This is a genomic window from Sphingobium sp. TCM1, from assembly GCF_001650725.1.
Lineage (GTDB): Bacteria > Pseudomonadota > Alphaproteobacteria > Sphingomonadales > Sphingomonadaceae > Sphingobium.
The window spans coordinates 141,543-161,746 of record NZ_LXVX01000001.1 but is presented as its reverse complement, the minus strand read 5'-3'; the positions used below and the strand labels follow the sequence as shown (position 1 = coordinate 161,746).

The 20,204-nt window shown below is 64.6% G+C and carries 20 protein-coding genes; 12 read left to right on the top strand and 8 right to left on the bottom strand.

What is annotated here, in order from left to right:
* Positions 1–61: 61 nt before the first annotated feature.
* From A7Q26_RS00725 to A7Q26_RS00715, 3 genes are all read left to right on the top strand, one after another.
* The gene (locus A7Q26_RS00725) at positions 62–1,642 is read left to right on the top strand and encodes an acyl-CoA synthetase (RefSeq protein ID WP_066855075.1); all 1,581 of its coding nucleotides are present in this window, start codon (positions 62–64) and stop codon (positions 1,640–1,642) included.
* Between the two features lie 16 nt (positions 1,643–1,658).
* Positions 1,659–2,807 (top strand): FAS1-like dehydratase domain-containing protein, encoded by a 1,149-nt coding sequence (locus tag A7Q26_RS00720; protein WP_066855073.1) that lies wholly within the window; start codon positions 1,659–1,661, stop codon positions 2,805–2,807.
* A gap of 114 nt (positions 2,808–2,921) precedes the next feature.
* On the top strand, positions 2,922–3,833 hold the full coding sequence (locus A7Q26_RS00715) for an SDR family NAD(P)-dependent oxidoreductase (protein ID WP_066855071.1): 912 nt from the start codon (positions 2,922–2,924) through the stop codon (positions 3,831–3,833).
* A 38-nt stretch (positions 3,834–3,871) separates the two neighbouring features.
* Here A7Q26_RS00715 and A7Q26_RS00710 read toward each other — a convergent pair whose 3' ends face one another.
* From A7Q26_RS00710 to A7Q26_RS00695, 4 genes are read right to left on the bottom strand one after another with little or no spacing between them, the layout of a single operon-like run.
* Positions 3,872–5,035: a sulfotransferase family protein gene (locus A7Q26_RS00710; RefSeq protein ID WP_066855360.1), complete on the bottom strand. Its 1,164-nt coding sequence runs from the start codon at positions 5,033–5,035 to the stop codon at positions 3,872–3,874.
* A complete protein-coding gene (locus A7Q26_RS00705) occupies positions 5,035–6,309 on the bottom strand; it encodes an MBL fold metallo-hydrolase (protein WP_066855068.1) in 1,275 nt (424 codons plus the stop codon). The genes A7Q26_RS00710 and A7Q26_RS00705 overlap by 1 nt, the downstream gene beginning before the upstream one ends.
* The gene (locus A7Q26_RS00700; protein ID WP_066855358.1) at positions 6,306–7,319 is read right to left on the bottom strand and encodes a zinc-dependent alcohol dehydrogenase; all 1,014 of its coding nucleotides are present in this window, start codon (positions 7,317–7,319) and stop codon (positions 6,306–6,308) included. Before A7Q26_RS00700 ends, A7Q26_RS00705 begins: the two co-directional genes overlap by 4 nt.
* A 16-nt stretch (positions 7,320–7,335) precedes the next feature.
* A complete protein-coding gene (locus tag A7Q26_RS00695; RefSeq protein WP_066855066.1) occupies positions 7,336–8,157 on the bottom strand; it encodes an SDR family NAD(P)-dependent oxidoreductase in 822 nt (273 codons plus the stop codon).
* 148 nt (positions 8,158–8,305) lie between these two features.
* Here A7Q26_RS00695 and A7Q26_RS00690 point away from each other — a divergent pair, with 148 nt between their 5' ends.
* The 3 genes from A7Q26_RS00690 to A7Q26_RS00680 all read left to right on the top strand — a co-directional run bounded on the left by A7Q26_RS00690 (position 8,306) and on the right by A7Q26_RS00680 (position 10,159).
* The gene (locus tag A7Q26_RS00690) at positions 8,306–9,178 is read left to right on the top strand and encodes a helix-turn-helix transcriptional regulator (RefSeq protein WP_066855063.1); all 873 of its coding nucleotides are present in this window, start codon (positions 8,306–8,308) and stop codon (positions 9,176–9,178) included.
* Between the two features lie 113 nt (positions 9,179–9,291).
* Positions 9,292–9,759: a VOC family protein gene (locus A7Q26_RS00685; RefSeq protein ID WP_066855060.1), complete on the top strand. Its 468-nt coding sequence runs from the start codon at positions 9,292–9,294 to the stop codon at positions 9,757–9,759.
* Positions 9,760–9,778: 19 nt separating this feature from the next.
* Complete coding sequence (locus tag A7Q26_RS00680; protein ID WP_066855057.1) at positions 9,779–10,159, top strand: VOC family protein; 381 nt, start codon at positions 9,779–9,781, stop codon at positions 10,157–10,159.
* A 30-nt stretch (positions 10,160–10,189) separates the two neighbouring features.
* Here A7Q26_RS00680 and A7Q26_RS00675 read toward each other — a convergent pair whose 3' ends face one another.
* The 4 genes from A7Q26_RS00675 to A7Q26_RS26210 are packed head-to-tail and all read right to left on the bottom strand — an operon-like array spanning position 10,190 to position 12,219.
* On the bottom strand, positions 10,190–11,002 hold the full coding sequence (locus A7Q26_RS00675) for an SDR family NAD(P)-dependent oxidoreductase (RefSeq protein WP_066855054.1): 813 nt from the start codon (positions 11,000–11,002) through the stop codon (positions 10,190–10,192).
* Between the two features lie 13 nt (positions 11,003–11,015).
* A complete protein-coding gene (locus A7Q26_RS00670; protein ID WP_066855051.1) occupies positions 11,016–11,354 on the bottom strand; it encodes a hypothetical protein in 339 nt (112 codons plus the stop codon).
* Positions 11,351–11,665, bottom strand: a complete 315-nt coding sequence (locus A7Q26_RS24975) for an SRPBCC family protein (protein WP_443018146.1) — start codon at positions 11,663–11,665, stop codon at positions 11,351–11,353. The genes A7Q26_RS00670 and A7Q26_RS24975 overlap by 4 nt, the downstream gene beginning before the upstream one ends.
* The gene (locus A7Q26_RS26210) at positions 11,593–12,219 is read right to left on the bottom strand and encodes a TetR/AcrR family transcriptional regulator (protein ID WP_198162796.1); all 627 of its coding nucleotides are present in this window, start codon (positions 12,217–12,219) and stop codon (positions 11,593–11,595) included. Before A7Q26_RS26210 ends, A7Q26_RS24975 begins: the two co-directional genes overlap by 73 nt.
* A gap of 267 nt (positions 12,220–12,486) precedes the next feature.
* Between A7Q26_RS26210 and A7Q26_RS00655 the strand changes: the two genes are divergently transcribed.
* The 6 genes from A7Q26_RS00655 (at position 12,487) to A7Q26_RS00630 (ending at position 20,197) form a co-directional block, all read left to right on the top strand.
* Positions 12,487–14,910 (top strand): TonB-dependent receptor, encoded by a 2,424-nt coding sequence (locus tag A7Q26_RS00655; RefSeq protein ID WP_066855042.1) that lies wholly within the window; start codon positions 12,487–12,489, stop codon positions 14,908–14,910.
* Positions 14,911–15,202: 292 nt separating this feature from the next.
* A complete protein-coding gene (locus tag A7Q26_RS00650) occupies positions 15,203–15,889 on the top strand; it encodes a TetR/AcrR family transcriptional regulator (protein WP_066855039.1) in 687 nt (228 codons plus the stop codon).
* Positions 15,890–15,892: 3 nt separating this feature from the next.
* Positions 15,893–16,876: an acrylyl-CoA reductase (NADPH) gene (gene acuI / locus A7Q26_RS00645; RefSeq protein WP_066855036.1), complete on the top strand. Its 984-nt coding sequence runs from the start codon at positions 15,893–15,895 to the stop codon at positions 16,874–16,876.
* Positions 16,877–16,901: 25 nt separating this feature from the next.
* Positions 16,902–18,083: an FAS1-like dehydratase domain-containing protein gene (locus tag A7Q26_RS00640; protein WP_066855033.1), complete on the top strand. Its 1,182-nt coding sequence runs from the start codon at positions 16,902–16,904 to the stop codon at positions 18,081–18,083.
* 21 nt (positions 18,084–18,104) lie between these two features.
* Positions 18,105–19,787 (top strand): class I adenylate-forming enzyme family protein, encoded by a 1,683-nt coding sequence (locus A7Q26_RS00635; RefSeq protein WP_066855030.1) that lies wholly within the window; start codon positions 18,105–18,107, stop codon positions 19,785–19,787.
* Positions 19,784–20,197: a nuclear transport factor 2 family protein gene (locus A7Q26_RS00630; protein ID WP_066855027.1), complete on the top strand. Its 414-nt coding sequence runs from the start codon at positions 19,784–19,786 to the stop codon at positions 20,195–20,197. Before A7Q26_RS00635 ends, A7Q26_RS00630 begins: the two co-directional genes overlap by 4 nt.
* Positions 20,198–20,204: the final 7 nt, after the last annotated feature.

Genomic DNA, 20,204 nt, shown 5'->3' with positions numbered 1-20,204 from the left:
CCTTGGTCCAGGAAGGAGCGGCGGAACGCCGTTCACCAGGATTAATGGAACGGACGAGCCCATGGCGAAGCTGACCGACTATCGAAGCTATGCCGACGCGCAGGCGCACGCGAACTCGGCGGCGTTGTGGGAATTGTTCGACGGAGACCGCGAGCATCTGAATATCGCGTATGAATGTATCACCCGCCACGCCGACGGGTCGGGCCGGCCCGCCGTCCGCATCGCCCATGCCGTCAATGGAGACGATGGGGGCCGTGACGAGATTTTGAGCTTCGACATGATCTCGGCTGGCGCCGCGCGGTTCGCCCATTGGCTGGATGCCGAGGGCGTCCGGCCCGGCGACCGCATCGCCTTCATGCTCGAACCCTCGCTCCCTTTCTACGTCTGTCTGTTCGGTGCGATGCAGACAGGTGCGATCTCCGTGCCGCTTTTCACTCTGTTCGGGCCGGATGCGCTGCGCCTGCGAGTGGATGACTGCAAGCCGGCCATCCTCATCACCAATGCAGAAAAGGCCGATCTGGCGCGGAGCCTCGATGGGCCGCGGGTCGTCGTCGCGGATGAGGGGCTGCTGGACAAGATCGCCGCATTCCCCGCCAGCTACACCCCGAAGACGAAGGCGAATGACCTCGCCGTCTTTCAATATACGTCGGGGACTACGCGCGAATTGCCGGAAGCCGTCAGGCACAGCCACCGGACCTTGGTAACATTGATGTTCGCTGCGCTCTACGGCACCGGCATCCGTCCGGGCGACGCGTTTTTCTGTCCGTCGTCCCCGGCCTGGGGCCATGGCCTGTGGCATGGCACGCTCGCGCCGCTGGCGCTGGGCGTCACGACCGGGACTTTTGCCGGCCGCTTCGATCCGGTGCGGCTGATGAAGGCGCTGGACGATCATGGCATCACCAATATGTCAGCCGCCGCGACCCATTATCGCATGATGAAGAACAGCGGAAAGGCGGCCGATTATCGCTTCCATTTCGAGAAGCTGAGCTTCACCGGCGAGCCGATCGACCCGGCGACGCTGGAGTGGATCGACCGCTATTTCCAGGTGCCGGCCTGTTCCATGTATGGCACGACCGAAATCGGCGTCGTGCTGGTCAATTATCCCGGCGCCATCGATTTCGTCGTGAAGCCCGGATCGCTGGGCAAAGCGGTGCCGGGACAAAGGCTGGAAGTACAGCGGCCCGACGGCAGCGTGTGCGAACCCGGCGAGATCGGCGAACTGATGCTCTGGCGTGGCGGCGGCTGGATGACCACCAAGGATCGCGCCAGGACTGACGGCGATGGCTATTTCTACCATTGCGGCCGCGCCGACGACGTCATCATCTCCGCCGGCTGGACGATGAGCGCGGTCGAGATCGAGAATACGCTGCTCAAGCATGAGGCGGTGCTGGAATGCGCGGTCATCGGCGTGCCCGACGATCAGCGCGGGCAGGTGGTCAAGGCCTTCGTCATCGCCAATCGCAACGGCGACGACGGGCTGGTGAAGCAATTGCAGGACTTCACCCGCGAACGGCTCGCCCAGCATGAATTTCCGCGCGTCGTGGAGTTCGTCACCGAGCTGCCCAAGACGCCGGCAGGCAAGGTTCATCGCAAGATATTGCGCGATCGCGAGGCCGCGAAGGCGGCCCTACTCACCCATTAAGGACAGGAGAAGCAGCATGGCGACACTGGCGGACGCCCCGACCAACAAATTCCCCAAGATCACCGAGGAGGGGCTGGACGACCTGCGCAAGCGCATTGGCGTCAAGATCGAGAACACGGTCGAACCGTGGAATTATGAAGCGACGCGCGACGCGATCCGCCACTATGCCCATGGCATCGGCGACGACAATCCGCTGTGGTGCGACCCGGACTATGCGGCCAAGACCAGATATGGCTCGCTGGTCGCGCTGCCCAGCTTCCTGTTCACCACCAGCCGCATCATCTCCGGCTATTGCGGCGGCCTGTCGGGCGTCCACGCGATGTGGGCTGGCGCCGACTGGACCTGGCACAAGCCGGTGCTGCGCAATGACTCGATCCGCACCGAAGCCTATCTGAAGGATCTGGTCGAGCATCAGACCCGGTTTGCCGGACGGTCCTTCCAGCAGATCTATCATGTCGATTTCTTCAACCAGCAGGGCGACAAGGTCTGCGAAGCCGACAGCTGGGTGTTCCGCACCGACCGCGACGAGGCCCGCGAACGCGGCACCAAATATACCGAGGCGCGCGGCCGCGTAGAGCCGTTCACCGATGAACAGCTTGCCGAGATGTACAAGCTCTACGAGCAGGAAGACATCCGCGGCGCCACGCCCCGCTATTGGGAAGACGTCAATGTCGGCGACGAACTGCCGCGCATGATGAAGGGACCGATGACCGTCACCGGCTTCATCTGCTACGCCCAGGGTTGGGGCGGCCTCTATATCCGCGCCAACAAGCTCGCCTGGAAGATGCAGCAGAAGCATCCCGGCACGGGCATCAAGAACCGCTTCAACGTGCCCGACTGCCCGGAACGCGTCCATTGGGACGAAGCCTTTGCGCTGGAGGTGGGCGCGCCGGGCGCCTATGACTATGGTCCGGAACGCTGTTCCTGGCTGACCCACCAGATCACCAACTGGATCGGCGACGATGGCTTCCTGCACAAGGCCAAGTGCCAGATCCGTCGCCACAATCCCGATGGGGACGTGATCTTCATCGACGGCAGCGTGATCCGCAAGTTTGAGGAAAACGGCAAGAAATATGTCGAGATCCAGCAGCGCGCGGAAACGCATCGTGGTGAAGTCTCGGCCTTCGGCACGGCGATCGCGGAACTGCCGGGCAAGCCGCGCTGATCCGTTACAGGGGTGGAGAGAGGGGCGTCGCCGCAGCGATATGCGGCGACGCCCCTTCTGCGTCCGGCCTTCGTCGCTAGGATCGCAGGGAAGATGACGGAGAGGAGCCGACGGATGGAGGAGATGCGCTTTGACGGCCGGGTGGCGGTCATCACCGGGGCGGGGCGGGGGCTGGGGCGCGCCTATGCGTTGCTGCTCGCGGCGCGCGGCGCGGCGGTCATCGTCAACGATCCGGGCGTGTCGATGCAGGGGGAGGGGACGGACGCCGGACCTGCCCAGGCGGTCGTCGATGAAATCCGCGCAGCGGGTGGCAAGGCCGTCGCCTCCACCGCCAGCGTCGCGACGCCCGAAGGGGGGCAGGCGATCATCGACGCTGCGGTCGGGGCGTTCGGCCGGATCGACATCCTCATCCACAATGCCGGGATCGTCCGGCGCGGCGCTATCGCCGACCTGTCCCCTGCGGATTTCGAGACGGTGCTCGATGTCCATCTGCGCGGGGCCTTCCATGTGATGCGTGCGGCTTTCCCGCACATGATCGCGGCCAACTATGGCCGGATCATCCTTACCGGGTCGATCAACGGCCTCTACGGCAATGCCGGGGTGGTCAATTACAGCGTCGCCAAGTCGGGGATGATCGGCCTGTGCAATGTCGCCGCGATCGAGGGCGCGCCGCACAATATTCGCAGCAACATCATCCTGCCCGGCGCCGTCACCCGCATGGCCGAGGGGCTGGACACCAGCGCCTATCCGCCGATGGAGCCGGAGCAGGTCGCGCCTGCCGTCGGCTATCTGGCACATGAGGATTGCGCGATCTCCGGGGAAATGCTCGTCGCCATGGCCGGTCGCGTGGCGCGGGCCTATGTGATGGAAAGCCAAGGCGTATATCGCCCCGACTGGAGCATCGAGCAGATCGCGGCTGACATGGACGCCATTCGCGCCACCGACGATGCGCTGCTCTTCCCGCCCGTGCCGGACGGGCATCTCGCCCATCTGCGCCACAGCTTCGCCATGGCGCGCGACGGCTGAACGGAGTGGGGAGGGGGCGACACGCCCCCTCGCGCCTCCTACCCCTTCACCGGAATCGCGAAGCGGTCGATATAATCCTCGAAATGCGCGTGGATGCCCGCGCGATCGAAGCCGTAATCCTCCAGCGCATAGCTGTGCTTGCCATGCTTGCCCTGGGGGTTGGCGCTCAGCGTCGCCTGCATCGCGGCTTCCGCCTCCGCCGTGAGGGGCGTGTCGAACCGCGCATAGAGCCGCCGCATCTCGCCGATCGGATCGGCCAGCTGCTGGTCATACTGGATGTCGTGGATCGCATCCCAGCCATGCGCCGCGCGATAGGCCAGCATCCGCTCGATCATCAGGTCGAAGGTGCGCAACTGCGACCGGCCGACCTCGACCGGATCGACATCGTCGCTGAACATCTTGCGCACCTGATAGACCAGGCTGCACGCCGACGCGACGACATCGGCCGGATCGCGATGGGTCATCACCAGCTGCGCGTCGGGATAGATGGTGGTCAGGTCATTCAGGAACAGCGGGTGCCAGGGATTCTTCAGCGTCCACTGGCCGCCATTATTTTCCTGCAACAGCTGGAACAGCCGCTTTTGGTAGCGGAAGGCGGGCAGGTAGCTCGTCGAGAACAGCCAATTCTGGTAGCTCGGGATGTTGAGCACCGAGTCATAATATTGGGCGCAGAAGGACGGCGCCATCGAGAATTGGCACTCGGTCGGGCTGTCCGCATCCTCATGATGCATGGCCGAGATATGCGGTGCATATTTGAGCATCATGTCCAGCCGCGCCTGCTCCGCGACATAGCGCGGGTCGCTGCTCAGTGCGCCGGCTGCGGCTGGCGGGACCGTGTTGAACGCCTCCCAGCGCAGGAAGCTGCGCCGCGCCGGATCGGCATTGAGCAGGTTGATGGTCAGCGTCGTGCCTGTGCGCGGCAGGCCGAACACGAACAGGGGCTTTACGACCGGCGCGTCCAGCAGCGCGGGATGCTTCGCCAGATAATCCTCGACCTGAAGCCGATTGGCGAGCGTCGCCGTCAATTGCTGCGCCCAGCGCCCCTGGGCCGCCTCGGTCAGCTTCGCCTCCCGATTGATCGCGTCGACCAGGACGTTCAGCCCTTCCAGGATCGCGTCGTCGCCCAGATCGGTCAGACCCGTCTGCTCGCGGGCGGCCGCGACGATCGCGTCCGCGTCCAGCCCGGCGGTGGTGGTTGTCATCATCCTTCTCCTTCTTGCATCTGGCTGGCCAGGCGTTTCTCGACCTCGGCGATTTCCGCCTTCAGCCACATGGTTTCCGACAGGTTGGTGCCGCCGCTCGCGGCCAGCAACTGCTCCAGCGCGGTCTTCTTGACGCCCAGCGCCATGTCATGATCGGGCGCGACATGCAGCGCGATGTCGAGCAGGTGCAGCGCTTCGAGCGGCCGCCGGCCCACAACATGGGCATGGGCGCGGGCGGCCAGTGCGCCCGCGCCGCCCGCCATTTCGGCAAGGTCGGCATCGACCGCCGATCGCGGCACGCCATAGAGCGCCGTGGTTCCGTCGGCATAATGGAACCAGCCGGCATTCTCCTCCCATATGGCGCGCACGACCCAGGCCGTCTTGCCGTGAAACTCGCCGATCCTCAGGTCGTCGGGCAGGGCGATGTCGCGCATCAGATCCTGCACGCTCCGTCCCGCATTCATGCCCGCGACGGTTTCGCGCTCCAGATAGCTGACCGCCGCGTGCATCCGGTCGAGGTCGGCGCGGATCGCATCGCGTCCCCGGATTGGATCGCCATGGCCGGTAATGACAAGGTCTGCGTCCAGCGCCCGCACCTGCTCCACCGACCGGAGATAGGCGCGCACGAGCCGGGGCCGGTCGCCGCGGATCGTCACCAGATTGGGCATGGCGCGCCAGACCGGGCCGAACAGGTTGCCGGTGAAGACGATCCCTTCGTCGGGCATCCACAGGAAGGCGGAGCACAGCGTCTCGCCGCCCGGCGTCTTGACCAGTTCGAAACGTCGTCCGCCCTGGGTGAAGGCCAGGCCGGTCGCGACCTCGATGTCGGGGACGATGACCGGCGGCTTGGGCGGCGGCCCGTCGCGGCGCGTCATCGACGCCCATAATTTCCCCGACCGGCGGGCGAGGAAGGGCGCGAGCCGGTCGAAATAATCGGCCGTCTCGGTGAAGCCCGCGCCGGCAATCACCTGCGTCCCGTCCTCCCGCTGCTCGGGTAGCGCGCCATAATGGTCGGCATGGCTCTGGGTCAGGATGATGCGGCGCAGCGGGCCGGTGCGGTGCGGCGCGAACAGCCCCTTGTTGCGCGCACCATTGCCCAAAAAGCCGGTATTGACTAGCAGGTCGCCATCCTGCGTCGTCACCAGATAGGCGTTGGAAATATCCTTCACCATGAGGATACCGTCGGCGATCCGGACGGCTTCGTTCTGCCCGTCCCCGGACGTGACCAGCGCGCCGAGCGGCGTCTGTGGCCTGGTGTCGGCGGCCATGCTCATGCGCCCGCTCCGTCGAATTCGATCATCACCTTGGCCGATTGCGGCTGCGCGGCGATGCCCAGCCCCTCGATCACCCGGTCGAAAGGAAGCCGGTGGCTAATCAGTGCCGCGATCCGCTCCTTCAGGCGCGGCATGGCGGCAATCACCTCGGGCATTTCGATCGGATAGCCGACCGCCGTGGTGATCGTCATCTCGGTCGTCAGCATCGGCCCGGCGGGCAGTTCGACGGGCTTGAGGTAAGCCGCCGTGATGACATGGCGAGCATGGGTCTTGGCCAGCGTCACCACGTCATGCAGGATGGACGGCGCGCCGGCTGCGTCGATATAGGCGTCGGTCGACGCCTTTTCGCGCCCGAACACCATGACCGTGCCGTGAATCTCCTTGATCCGTGCGATTGCATCCTCCGCGCCGGGGTTGATCGTGTGGGCGCCCAGCGCGCGCGCGCGCTCCAGCCGCTCTTCGGCCAGATCGAGCGCGATCACGTCGGTGCAGCCCCGGTCGACCGCCCACAGGATCATGCCCAGGCCGATCGGCCCGCAGCCGAAGATCACGATCCTGTCGCCGGCCTTGGCCTGCGCCCGGTTGACCCCGTGCATCGCCACTGCCAGCGGCTCGCACATCGCCGCCACGTCATAGGATATGCCCTCGGGGATCGGCAGCAGGCTGTCGCCCAGCCGCGCGTCGCGGACCAGCAGTTCCTCGGTGAAGGCGCCTTCCGGCCCGCCGCTGCCGACATAGCTCGGCGTCATCATCGGGTTGATGATGACGCTCTGGCCCACGGACACGCCCGAAACCTCGTCCCCCACGAACATCAGTTCACCTGCGCCCTCATGGCCCAGCGCGGTCTTCGTGCCGGGACGCGGGATGCCGCCTGCCTTGATGTAGCTCAGGTCGCTGCCGCAGATGCCGCAGGCCTTCATCTTCACGACCACATCCTTCGGCCCTGGTTCGGGACGCTGATAGGGGTCGAGCCGCACATCGTTCACGTCATGGATGGTGAGCAGGCGCATCATCGCTCTCCGCTTTTCAGAAGGCGTAGGGGGGATAGATCAGGCTGCCGCCGTCGATCACGATCGTGTCGCCGGTGTGGAAGCGGGACGCGTCGGAACAGAGATAGGCGCCGATCCCCTCGAAATCCTCGATCGCGCCCGGCCGGTGGATCGGCGTCTTGGCGGAAAAATGCGCGTCGACCGCGGCCATGCGCGCCTTCATCTCCTCGCTCATCCCCTGGTCGCCGCCGATGCCCGTCTTGACATAGCCGGGCGCGATGCTGTTCGCGCGGATATCATATTTGCCCAGTTCCGCCGCCATGCCGCGCACGGCCGCGCCCATGCCCCCCTTGGACGCGGCATAATTGTTGATGCCGGGCATCCCGTGGAACATGGACAGGCTGCCGCAATAGACCAGGCTGCCGCCCGGTTCGCCGGCGTCGGCGCGCGCGACCATCGCCTTGGCGCCTTCGCGAAGGGTGAAGAAGGCGCCATGCAGGTTCACCGCCAGCAGGTCATGCCATTCGGCCGAATCCAGCGTCAGCACCGACCGGCTGCGCGAGGCGCGTCCCGAATTGGCGAAGACGCAGTCGATCCGCCCGAAATCGGCGAGCAACTGTGCATAGCCCGCGACGATCGCCGCTTCGGACGCCACATCGACCTGGTAGGTTTCGACGCGGCTCGCACCTGCCGCCAGCAGGTCTGCCTTGGCGACCTCATTCTTGTCCACGTTGCGTGCCCAGATGGCGATCTGCCCGCCCATTTTCGCGATCCCGCGCGCAAAACCCAGCCCAATGCCGCCATTGCCGCCCGTCACCAGCGCAACCTTCTCCGAACAGTCGAAAAGACCCGTCACCACCGCTCTCCTTGCATAATCGCCGCCCGCTGGCGGTCGTTCGCTTGGCGCAGAGTGTCGGGGAGAGCGGCGCGGGTCGCAATTGACCTGACTGTAGCAATCGGGTCATAATCCACCGACAGGGCCAAGACCATGTCAGCCGGAGAGGGCGATGCCGCCATTGGAAACCTACGCCGACTCCACCTTCGAGGCGGAACTGGTCGTGTCCTCGGCGAAGGTGCGGATCATGCGCTTGCATCTCGCCCAGCCGACCGACCGGCTGTTCCGCCGCGCCGATCATTATTGGCTCGACCTGTGCCTGACGCCCCGCCCGGAAAAGGCGCGGGGCTGCTATCGCGAACGTTGGGGCCCGCATCGCTATGAACCGTTGGGGGAGATTTTCCTCGTGCCGCCGGGGGAAGGGATTCATATCCGCAGCGAATCGGGCGGACGACAGGCGTCGGTCGTGTGCGAAATTCCCGCCGTGACCATCGACCGCTGGCTCGACGGCGGCATCGAATGGACCGACCGACGGCTGGCGGCGGGGCTGGACATCGCGCATCCGCACATGCGCGCCTGCCTGTTGCGGCTGGCGGAAGAAGTGCGGCATCCGGGGCCGGGCGGCGACATGCTGGCGGAACTGATCGCGCAGCAACTGGCGATCGAGGTCGCCCGCTATTGCCAGGCGATCGCCGAGGGACCAATCACCGGCGGACTCGCCTCCTGGCGGCTGCGGCGGCTCGACGAGCGGCTGCACCAGCCCGGTCCGCCGCCGCCGCTGGAGGAACTGGCGGCGCTCTGCAACATGTCGGTGCGCCAGCTCACCCGCGGCTTCCGGGCTAGTCGCGGTTGTTCGATCGGCGACCATGTTGCGCAGATCCGCATCGACATGGCCAAGCGCCATCTGGGGACGGGCGAGAGCGTCAAGGAAATCGCCTTCGCGCTCGGCTTCGCGTCCCCGTCGAGCTTCGCTTACGCCTTTCGCCGCGCGACCGGCGCGACCCCGCGCCAGTTTCGCCAGCGCCGCCTGCCCAAGGCTGGCTGATGCGCGCTTTGGCCCGATATCGACGATAGGGCTGGCGATCGACAGATGGGATGGTTGGCGAGTGCCGTTTATCTGTCCATTTCGTTGTAAAGATAATCGGGAGAGGACGGACCATGATCGTGGGACGCCATTATCAGAATGCCTATGTCACGCGAAACGTCGACAAGGCGGTCGCTGAGTTCCGGGCTCGGGCCGACGTCCGCGCGCTGCACGAGATCGAGGTGCCGGTCCATGTCTGGACGCCGCAGGGCGAGGGGACGGGCGTTCAGAAGCTCGCCTTCGTCTGGGTCGAGGATCTCAACTATGAACTGATCGAGCCGAAGGGGGGCGACGTCCTCGCCATCTATCGCGATGCGTTGCCCGCTGATGACCGGCTGGCCTTCCACCATGTCTGCCATGTCGTCGATGACTGGGACGCGCTGATGACGCGGGTCGCGGAGCAGCCCTTCCCGATCGTGCTGAAGGGCGGGACGCCGGGCAAGCTGGAGTTCCTCTATCTCGATACGCGATCTTGGCTCGGCCATTATACCGAATATGTCTGGATGGAGCCGGATCGCTGGGCGGCGATGGGTGGACGATGAAGAGGAAGGGACAATAACGATGATCAGTCTTGCCCGCTTCGGCACCCGCGACCTGGATCGCGCCAAGACGTTCTACGATGGCATCGCCACTTTGCTGGGCGCCATGCGCGCCTTCGACCGGCCTGACGTTGTCGCCTATAAGACCGCCGACGGCGGAATGCTGCTGATCGGCAAGCCGTTCGAAGGGGAGGCGACCCCCGGCAACGGCAACCAGGTCGGCATCCAGGCGGCGAGCCGCGCGACCGTCGATGCGGTCCACGCAAAGGCGCTGGAACTGGGTGGTACCTGCGAGGGCAAGCCGGGCATCCGGGGCGATGACCCCGATGGCTTCTATGGCGCCTATTTTCGCGATCTGGACGGCAACAAGCTGGTCGTGTTCCGTTTCGGCCCGCCAGACTAGCGCCCGTCATCATCTGAATGTCGATCGGCGCTAAAGCAGGCTGCCGCCGTCCACGGCATAGACCTGTCCCGTGGTGAAGCCGGCCCGGTCGCTCGCCAGATACACCGCAAGCGTCGCTACCTCCTGCGCGGTCGCGACCGGCCGTCCCAGCACCGTCCGGCGCGCGCGCCGGACCATGTCATCGGGACTGGCACCGGCAAAGGCCTTGCGGAAAAACCCGTCGTCGGGATTGAAGCGGCTTCCCTTGCTGAAGGCGTCGGGGTCGGTCGAGATCGTGCCATAGGGGGCGACGCAATTGACGCGCACGCCATGCTGGCCGACTTCCTTGGCCAGCACTTTGGTAAAGCCATGGACCGCCGCCTTGGCCGCCGAATAGACCGGCAGCATATAATCCCCGACCAGACCGGCGGTGGACCCGATGTTGACGATCGCACCGCTTTTCCGCGCGATCATCGCAGGTAGCATGGGATGGGTCATGCGCAACACCGTGCCCAGGTTGAGGTCGATGTCCCTGTTCCATGTAGCCGGGTCGGACTCTGCAAAGAAGCCGGCGCCCACATTGCCGCCCACATTGTTGACGAGCACCGCCACCGGCCCGATCGCTTCCGCCACTGCGGCGATCCGGGTCGCCGCATCGGGATCGGTCAGCTCCGCCGAAAGGAAATGGGCGGCGGTCGCCCCGCGCTCCCGGCATTGCGCGGTGACGCGGGCGCCGGCCGCGCCATCGCGCCCGACCGCGACGATGATCGCCCTTTCCGCTGCCAGTTCCAGCGCGATGGCTCGGCCGATATTCGCCGTTGCACCGGTGACGATCGCTACCTGTCCGGCAAGGCCAAGGTTCATCGCGTCCTCCCGGTCAATGATCCGCCGCCGCGCGCGTGATCCGCATCGCTTCCCGATGGAGGGCGTGCCGCTCCTCGTCGTCGCCCTGCACCTCGACCGCCTGCGCGACATGCGCCAGCGAGAGGCAGAGCAGCATGAGCCGTCGTTCTGCGGCATCATGCTCTGTGAGGGCTGTGTTGTCCAACCGATCCAGCGCTGCGCCGACAAGAGGGCTGGCGGCGTCGAAAAAGGTCTGACGTTCCTGGCGGGACGATGCCGTTCGGCGCGCCGCCCGTGCGGCCGCGCCGTCCACGGCCCAGCCGTCGACAAATGGTTCTAGGGCCTCGAAGCCGGCGGGCAGAAGGGCTCTCATGCCACTCCCTCCGCCCGCCAGGCTTCGACCGCGTCGCGAACGCCGTTATAAAGATGTCGGCACAGCGCTTCCTGGGTCTGAAAGTGGATATGCGTCAGCGCCCCGCTGGACAGGCCACGCTGGCCCGCCTCGATCACCGCGCGATCCTCCGCATGAATGTCCCGCGCCGTCGCCATCGCATGTTCACGGGCGAAGCGTTCGCTGGCGCTGCTGTCGTCGCCGACCCAGTAGATGCGGATCACACCGCGCGACCGTGTCGCCGACACCGGATAGACGACATGGGAAAAATGCTGTGCGGGGGTGCCGAGCAGGAAGAAATTGGGGAACAGCGCGAAATAGTCGCGGTCATGGTCGCCCCCCACCAGCGCCCGCGCCATGGCGGCGGCATAGCCACGCGCGGTCCGATCACGGCGCCCGTGATCAGCAAGGTGCAGAAGATTTCGGGATCGACGCCACTTTGGGCAGCCGTGCCCGCGACTCCTGCAACCAGTGAATCCCAATGGGGATAATTGTCCCTTATGTCGGTCCCGGTCAGGAAATCGGCGATCCACAGTTGGATCAGTGCGGGATGGTCCAGCACGAACCGGGTGATGTGATCGATTCGCTCTTCCTGTGAGTCCGCGCCGGTGAAGGCTGCGGCCAGTTGCTGCGCGGACCATGCGCGCACGGCCTTCAGCAGGTCTTCGCGTGCGCGGAAGTGATAATAGACGGTGGTCCGGTCGATTGCGGCCGCGCGCGCCAGCGCCGCGATCGACAGTCCGGCCACCCCGGTCTGCGAAATGAGCGTAACGGCCGTCTCGATCAGGCTCCTGTGCGTTTCCTCATAGGCGCGATTGCGCCGGCGGTGGGCAAGGGGCTGTTCCATCGCGACCTCATGCCTCAAAATCATCGGCCTTGCCACTTGCAGCGAAGACAATGTTGGTCGGGAATATTGTCCGTGCGATGGCGCGTGAAAGCAGTGGGAATATGAGGGGAATCGCGACAGCGATATATAGACACACCTGTTGGTTAAGGGCTTCGCACGGCAATTGGTTCGGGCATAACGGCACTCGCAAAGAAACAGAAACGACCGCGTTGCGCCGATAGCGAACGGAGGATTCGCTGCGGCGTCGATCAGGGGAGGAGAGACCAAGTGAAGCGCATGACCGCATATCACCTCATGGGCACGAGCATTGCCGCCCTGGCTGCTTCGGCATCGGCACTGGCGCAGGAGGCGCCGCAGGATGCGGGGTTCGATGCACCGACCATCATCGTTCAGGCCCGTCGCCGCGAGGAGGATGTGCAGGACGTGCCGGCCGTCATCAACGCAGTCACCGGCCAGTCGATCGGCAATCTCAATTTCCGCGAGTTCACCGAGGTGAAGTCGCTTGCTCCCGGTCTGGAATTGACCACCAACGCCAACGGCATCGGCGGTAACGCCCGTCTGCGCGGCGTTAATTTCGACGCCAATGCCAGTGGCAACAACGGCACCGTCGAATTTTATTTCAATGACGCCCCGATCTCCCCTGGCATCGTCCTGCAGCAGATGTACGACATCGGCCAGATCGAAGTGCAGCGCGGGCCGCAAGGCACGCTGCGTGGTCGCGCTTCTCCCTCCGGCTCGATCACCATCACGTCGCGCAAGCCCGATCTCAATCAGTTTGGCGGCTATGTCGACTGGACCGGAAACGACATCGGTACGCTGAATTTCAAGGGCGCGCTGAACCTGCCGATCATCGAAGGCGTGGCCGGTCTGCGCGTTTCGGGCGTGTGGGATGAAAATGAGGTTGACCGCATTCGGCCACTGACGCGCGGCGCGGGCGCGCCCGATCCGCATTCGCGCACCAAGAGCTTCCGCGTCGTGGGGGCGATCGAGCCAGCCGACTGGCTGAAGCTGGAGGGTACCTACCAATATCTCGATCGCGACGCACGGACTTACGATCAATCGATCTCGTTCAGCGAGGCGAATCCGAACGCGGCGCCCAGCCCCGTTCTGATCACCGCCAAGGACCGGCGTTCGATCCAGGAACAGCCACGCATCATCAATCAGCGGATCGACCTTTTCAACTGGCGCGCCGAACTGGCGGCGGCCGGCCAGCGGCTGATCTACCAGGGTCAATGGTCGAAGCAGGATTTCCACTCCACTGAAAATATCGATCGCGGCAATTTCTTCATCGGACGTGACGTCAACCAGATCACCGACACGATCGCGAAGGCGACATCCCACGAAATCCGCCTGCAGAATGAAGAGCGGGTCGTCGGCATCTTCGACTATGTGATCGGCTTCTTCGACAACAAGCTGACGCCGCCTACCAGCCTCACCTCGCCGACGATCGTGCGTTTGCCGACGGCCTTCGGGGGTGGCATCGCATCCATCGTGCAGTCCGATATTCAGCGTACCGGCGGTGCGCACGAACAATCCTTCTTCGGCAACCTGACGGCGCATATCGGGGAAGCGACCGAAGTTTCCGGGGGCCTGCGTCAAATCAAATATGATTCGGAAAACTTCCTGTTCGTCAATGGCAACAGGATTGCGGCCGACAGCCAGAACCTCAAGAAGCTGATCTACAGCGCATCGGTGAAGCATAATTTCTCGCCGGACTTCCTGGTCTATGCTGCGACGGGCAGCTCGATGCGTCCGGGGATCAATGTCATTGGCGACTTCAACATCGCCAAGTCGGCGCTGGAAAACAGCTTCCTGAACCTGCCGCCGGAAACCTCCAAGTCCTACGAACTCGGCTTCAAGAGCACCTTGTGGGGTGGACGCGCGCGCTTCAACGTCACGGCCTATCACCAGAAGTACAAGAATTTCCCGTTCCGCGTACCGAACAATGGCGTCTATTATGTCAACACCGTGGCGATCCGCAATGCGGCCGGCCAGGTGACCGGGACGGCGCAGCAGGTCAATTCGTTCAATTTCGTGGGTGCCGTGCCGGTCGAGGTGAACGGCATCGAAAGCGAACTGAACGTCGATGTAACCCGCAGCCTGAATGTTGGTTTGACTGCCAGCTATTCGCTGGGCAAGATCCAGAATGGCAATATTCCCTGCAACGACCTGAACGGCGATGGCGTGCCTGATCCGGTCGGCGCTGCGCCCACTCTGGCGCAGTTGCAGGCGGCGGTCGGCGCTGACAATATCTCCTCCTGCGCCGTGTCGCAGCGGGCGTCCTTCATGCCGCCCTTCACCGCGACTCTCCAGGGCGAATATCATACCGCCCTTTCCGGCAAGGTAGATGGCTTCGTGCGTGGCCTCGTCAATTACAACGGCAAGTCGCAGGGCGATCCCGCCAATAATTTCGACGATGTCGGCGCCTATGCGCTGGCCAATCTCTATGCTGGCATCCGCGATCCGGACGGCGGCTGGGAAATATCGCTGTTCGCCAAGAATCTGTTCGACACGACGAAGGTGCTGACGCGCACGACGCCGCTCTTCACCGCTTACCAGCAGATTACGGGCTTCACCGCGACCGGGGCGACGACCACGGCGGCGACGTTCACCAGCACCTATACTGGCGCTACGGTGACTCCGCCGCGTGAATTTGGCGTGAACCTCCGCTTCTTCTTCGGTTCGCGCTGAAGCAGGCGCGCCCTGGCATGAGCATTCGGCCGGGCGGCGCTCCACGTCGCCCGGACTTTTGCCGTCATATGGCTCGGCAATCGGCTGCTTCTTCGTGGCGGCGATGATGGGATGGCTCTGGTTGACTCCCGTGCAGGCGGGCAGCGTAAGATAATGAACAATGGTGGTCATTAAGTGCTCTTGCCGGATAGGCACCCCTGATGTTGACTTGCGCCGCTGGATCGGTGGGCCCTTCGTCGCGTGCATTCATACGCAACATCACCGGGGGGCCTGAGAAATAAGGAATGACGGCATGACGGAAGCACGAAAAAGGCGGTCCCGCGACCCCGAGGCGACACGGGAGGCGATATTGGAAGCGGCGCGCGCTCTGCTGGCGAAGGATGGTCCCGAAGGGATCAGCCTATCCGAAGTCGCCGTACTGGCCGGCGTCAACCGGGGGACTGCCTATCAGCATTTCGAAACGCGCGACAAACTGATCCAGGCGACCGCCGACTGGGTGTCCGACCGCATGTTCCGCGCCGTTTTCGGCGATCCCGAAACGATCGGCGAACGGCGCGTGGAGCAGGTCGATATCGCCGACACGACCGATCGCCTGGCCATCTTCGCGATGGAAAATCCCGAACTCTGCCGCATCTGGTTGATGCAACTGCTGGCTTCGCCCGATCCGATGGCCGACCCTTTCTGGCGTGAATATGAAGGATCGTTGCAGCGTTTCGCCGACACCGATCTTGCGCAGGGCGGCATCGACGTTGAGGTGCTATCCGTCATGATGCTGGCGGGGGCCTTCCTCTGGCCAGTCTGGGCGCAGTCGCACGCGCGCGCCGACGAAGAGCGCCGCGACCTCGCCCGGCGCGTCGCGCAGGAATCGCTGCGTCTGTGCATGTACGGCTCGATGCGGCCGGAGCGTTTTCCCGACATTGCCGATCGCCTCCGTGAAGGTCTGCCCCAATCTCCCTCATCCCATTCCCGGAAGGAATAGCCGATGTTTTCCGCCATCCTCATCGACAAGACCGACGACCAGCAGAGCGTCACGCTCAGCCAGGTTGACGAAGCGCAACTGCCCGAAGGCGATGTCACTATCGATGTCCTCTATTCGACGCTGAACTACAAGGATGGTCTGGCGATCACGGGCGCTTCACCGGTCGTTCGCAAATTTCCGATGGTGCCGGGCATCGACCTGGCCGGCACGGTCCGGACCTCGGAGCATCCCGACTGGAAGGCCGGCGATCGGGTGGTCCTCAATGGCTGGGGAGTAGGGGAGGGCCATTGGGGCGGCCTTGCCCAGGTCGCTCGGCTCAAGGGCGACTGGCTGGTGCCGCTGCCCGATGCCTTCACCCCGCGTCAGGCGATGGCGATCGGTACCGCGGGCTATACCGCAGCCCTGTGCGTCGAGGCGCTGGTCAGGTCCGGCGTCACGCCAGATCAGGGCGAAGTGCTGGTGACGGGCGCGACCGGCGGCGTCGGCAGCGTTGCCGTGGCCCTGCTCAAGAAGGCCGGCTTTACCGTGATCGGCTCGACCGGCAAGGCTGCGGAGGCAGATTATCTCACCCAACTGGGCGCAGATGACGTGATCGACCGCGCTACCATGTCGGAGAAGGGCAAACCGCTCCAGAAGGAACGCTGGGCCGGTGTCGTGGATTCCGTGGGGAGCTTCACGCTCGCCAATGCTTGCGCCCAGACGCGCTATGGCGGCGCGGTCGCGGCGTGCGGACTCGCTCAGGGCGCCGATTTCCCCGCCACCGTGATGCCCTTCATCCTGCGCGGCGTTCGCCTGCTGGGCGTCGACAGCGTCATGGCGCCGCGCGCGCCGCGCATGGCGGCGTGGGGAAGGCTTGCACGCGACCTTGATCCTGCCCTGCTCGATCTGATCGCTGAGGAAATCGGGCTGGAGCAGGCGATCGCCGCCGCGTCCGACCTGCTGGCGGGCAAGGTGCGCGGCCGCATCGTCGTCGATGTGAATCGCTGAAGCAGCGCAAGAGGGAGTGGATGAGATGAACGAGATGGTGACAATGGACCTCAGCGATGTCGACAAGCGCGTCGGTACGGAAATCGGTGGCGGTCAGATTCGCGAGCCGCTGACGTCGAGCGATCTGCGCCGCTGGGTGATGGCGATGGATTATCCCAATCCGGTCCACTGGGATCCCCGCTTCGCGGCGCATAGCCAGTTCGGCGGTCTGGTGGCGCCCCAGTCGATCGCGGTGTGCATGGACTATGGCCATGGCTGCGCGCCCGCCTGCGTCGGCTATATCAAGGATTCGCACCTGATCTTCGGTGGCGAGGAATGGTGGTATTATGGCGCGCGCATCCGCCCGGGCGACCATCTGACCCAGAAGCGCCGCTTCCACGACTATAAGGTCACCGACACCAAATTCGCCGGTCCGACCATGTTCTCGCGCGGCGATACGTTGCATTACAAGCAGGACGGCTCGCTCGTTGCCAAGGCGCGCTCGACCGCCATCCGCTATCTCAAGGAGGAAGCCGAAAAGCGCGGCATGTATGACAGCATGTTGGGCGAATTGAAGCGCTGGTCCGACGCCGAGCTGGAGCAGGTCGATGCGGTGCGCCATAATTGGCTGATGGCCTATCGGGAGGGCGTATCGCCCCGCTGGGAGGATGTGTCGGTCGGCGACAAGCTGGTGCGCCGTGTGATCGGCCCGCATACCAAGGCGACCTTCGCCACCGAATATCGCGCCTTCATGTTCAACATCTGGGGCAGCATGGACTGGGTCGCGCCGGCTGGCGTCGACGATCCGTGGGTGAACCAGGATCCGGGCTGGGCGGATGGTTTCGGGTTTGACGAGGAAGGGGCGCTGATCGACCCGCGCAAGCGCGACGGCCTCTATCTCGGCCCGTCGCGCGGTCACGTCGACGATCAAAAGGCAGGCGAGGTCGGCATGAGCCGCGCCTATGGCTATGGCGCGACGATGCAGGCCTGGGCGACCGACTATATCGCCTATTGGGCTGGCAATGACGGCATGGTCCGCTGGATCAAGTCCGACTTCCGTGGCCCGGCGTTTGAAGGCGACGTTACCTATTTCGACGCCGAAGTGGTCGAAAAGCGTGACGTCACCGAGTGGGGCGCGCCGCTGGTCCGGGTGCAGCTTACCCTGTCCAACCAGGATGGCATGGTACTCGTCAAATCGGTTGCCGATGTCGAGTTGCCGTTGGTCTGAACGGGAATCGGGAGCGACAAGATGACTGATCGGCCGCTTTCGATCGTCGCCGGCCCGCCCCTGGGCGAAGAGCCGGGACTGGGCGAACTCACCCTGGGCGGCTGGCTCCGGCAGGTCACGGCGCGATCGGGGCCGGCCGAGGCGCTGGTCATGCATGAAGGCGATACCGTCACGCGGTGGACCTATGACGAACTGTGGGCGCGGGCCAATGTGGTGGCCCGCGCGCTCATTGCCGCCGGCGTGGGCAAGGGTACGCGCGTCGCCGTTCTGATGACCAATCGTCCGGAATTTCTCGCTGCGGTGTTCGGTACGGCGCTCGCCGGCGGTGTGGCGGCGACGCTCAGCACCTTTTCGACGACGGCCGAACTGGATCACCTGATCCAGGCCTCGGGCGCGCATGTCCTGCTCATCGAACGCTCCGTCCTGAAGAAGGATTTTGCGTCCATGATCGCCGAGCTGGAGCCGGCGGTTGCAACCAGCGCGCCGGGGGAACTGGGATCGACCCGCTTTCCATTCCTGCGTCACATCGCCTCAGTCGGAGGCGGAGGCGGTATGATCGAGCCGTGGGACGATTTCCTCGCGCGCGGGGCAACGGTCGATCAGGCTCTGGTCGACGCCGCCGCCGCGACCGTGACGCCCGCCGATCCGGGCGTACTCTTCTTCTCGTCCGGTTCGACCGCGAAGCCCAAGGGCATCCTGTCCATGCACCGGGGAGTCACGCTCCAGCTCTGGCGCTGGAAGCGCTTTCTCGCTGCGCGGGAGGACGCCCGCGCCTGGTCCGCCAACGGCTTCTTCTGGTCGGGCAATTTCGCCATGGCCATCGGCGGCGCCCTGTCCTCGGGCGGCAGCCTGATCCTGCAAGCCACGTTCCAGCCCGAAGAGGCGCTTCGCCTGATGGAACAGGAGCGCGCGACCATGGCCTTTGCCTGGCCGCACCAATGGGCGCAGCTGGAAGGGGCGGCGAACTGGCGCGATGTCGATCTGTCCTCGCTCCATTATGTCGGGGCGAACACGCCGCTGGGTCGCCATCCCACGGTCCGGACCGACTGGCAGGAACCAATGGCCGCCTATGGCAATACCGAAACCTTCACGATCAGCGCCATCTTCGACTCCGGCACTCCGGAGGCGGAGATTGCCGGCAGCCATGGCAAACCGCTGCCGGGCAATATCTTCAAGGTCCTCGATCCCCTGACCGGCGCCGTCATGCCGCTGGGCGAACGTGGCGAGATCGCGGTCAAGGGGCCGACGCTGATGCTCGGCTATGTCGGCGTGCCGCTGGATGAAAGCGTCGACGCGGAGGGTTTCTTCCGCACCGGCGACGGCGGATATCTGGATGCGGCGGGCAGGCTGTTCTGGGAAGGGCGCCTCAACGACATCATCAAGACCGGGGGCGCCAATGTTTCCCCGGTGGAGATCGACGCCGTCATCAAGGGTTGTCCCGGTGTCAAGATGACCCAGACGGTCGGCGTCCCGCATGAAACGCTGGGCGAACTGGTCGTCGCCTGCATCGTCCCGCATGACGGCGCCGCATTGGCGGAAGAGGATGTGCGCGGTTTCGCCAAAGGTCAGCTGGCCAGTTACAAGGTCCCACGTCGCGTTCTCTTTTTCAGCGAGGAGGATCTGGCGCTGACCGGCAGCGCGAAGATCAAGACCGCCGATCTCAAGGCGCTGGTGGCGAAGCGGCTCGAAGCCGAGCCGGCATGAACGGCCTTGCGGATCAGGCGCTGACCATCGCCAATCTCAAGGCGCGCTATTGTGCGGCCGCCGATCTGGCCGCGCAGGATCCGGATGAGGCCCGTACCCTGTTCGCCAAGATCTTCACCACCGATTTCGTGGGCGACTATGGCATGGGCCTGCTCGAGGGTGCCGATGCGATCACCGGCTTTCTCTGTACCGCCATTGCCGGCAACAGCCTGTGGGTGCTGCACATGCTCCATTCGCCCCGGATCGAGGTGGATGGGGACGAGCTGAGGGGTGACTGGACGGTAATGGTCAAGCTTAAACGTCGCGAGAGCGGTGTCATCGACACGGTGATGGGGCGCTATGCCGACCGCTTTCGCCTGACGCCGCAGGGATGGCGGATCGCGCAAGTGCGGTTCGACCGCATGGAATGAGGAGGGA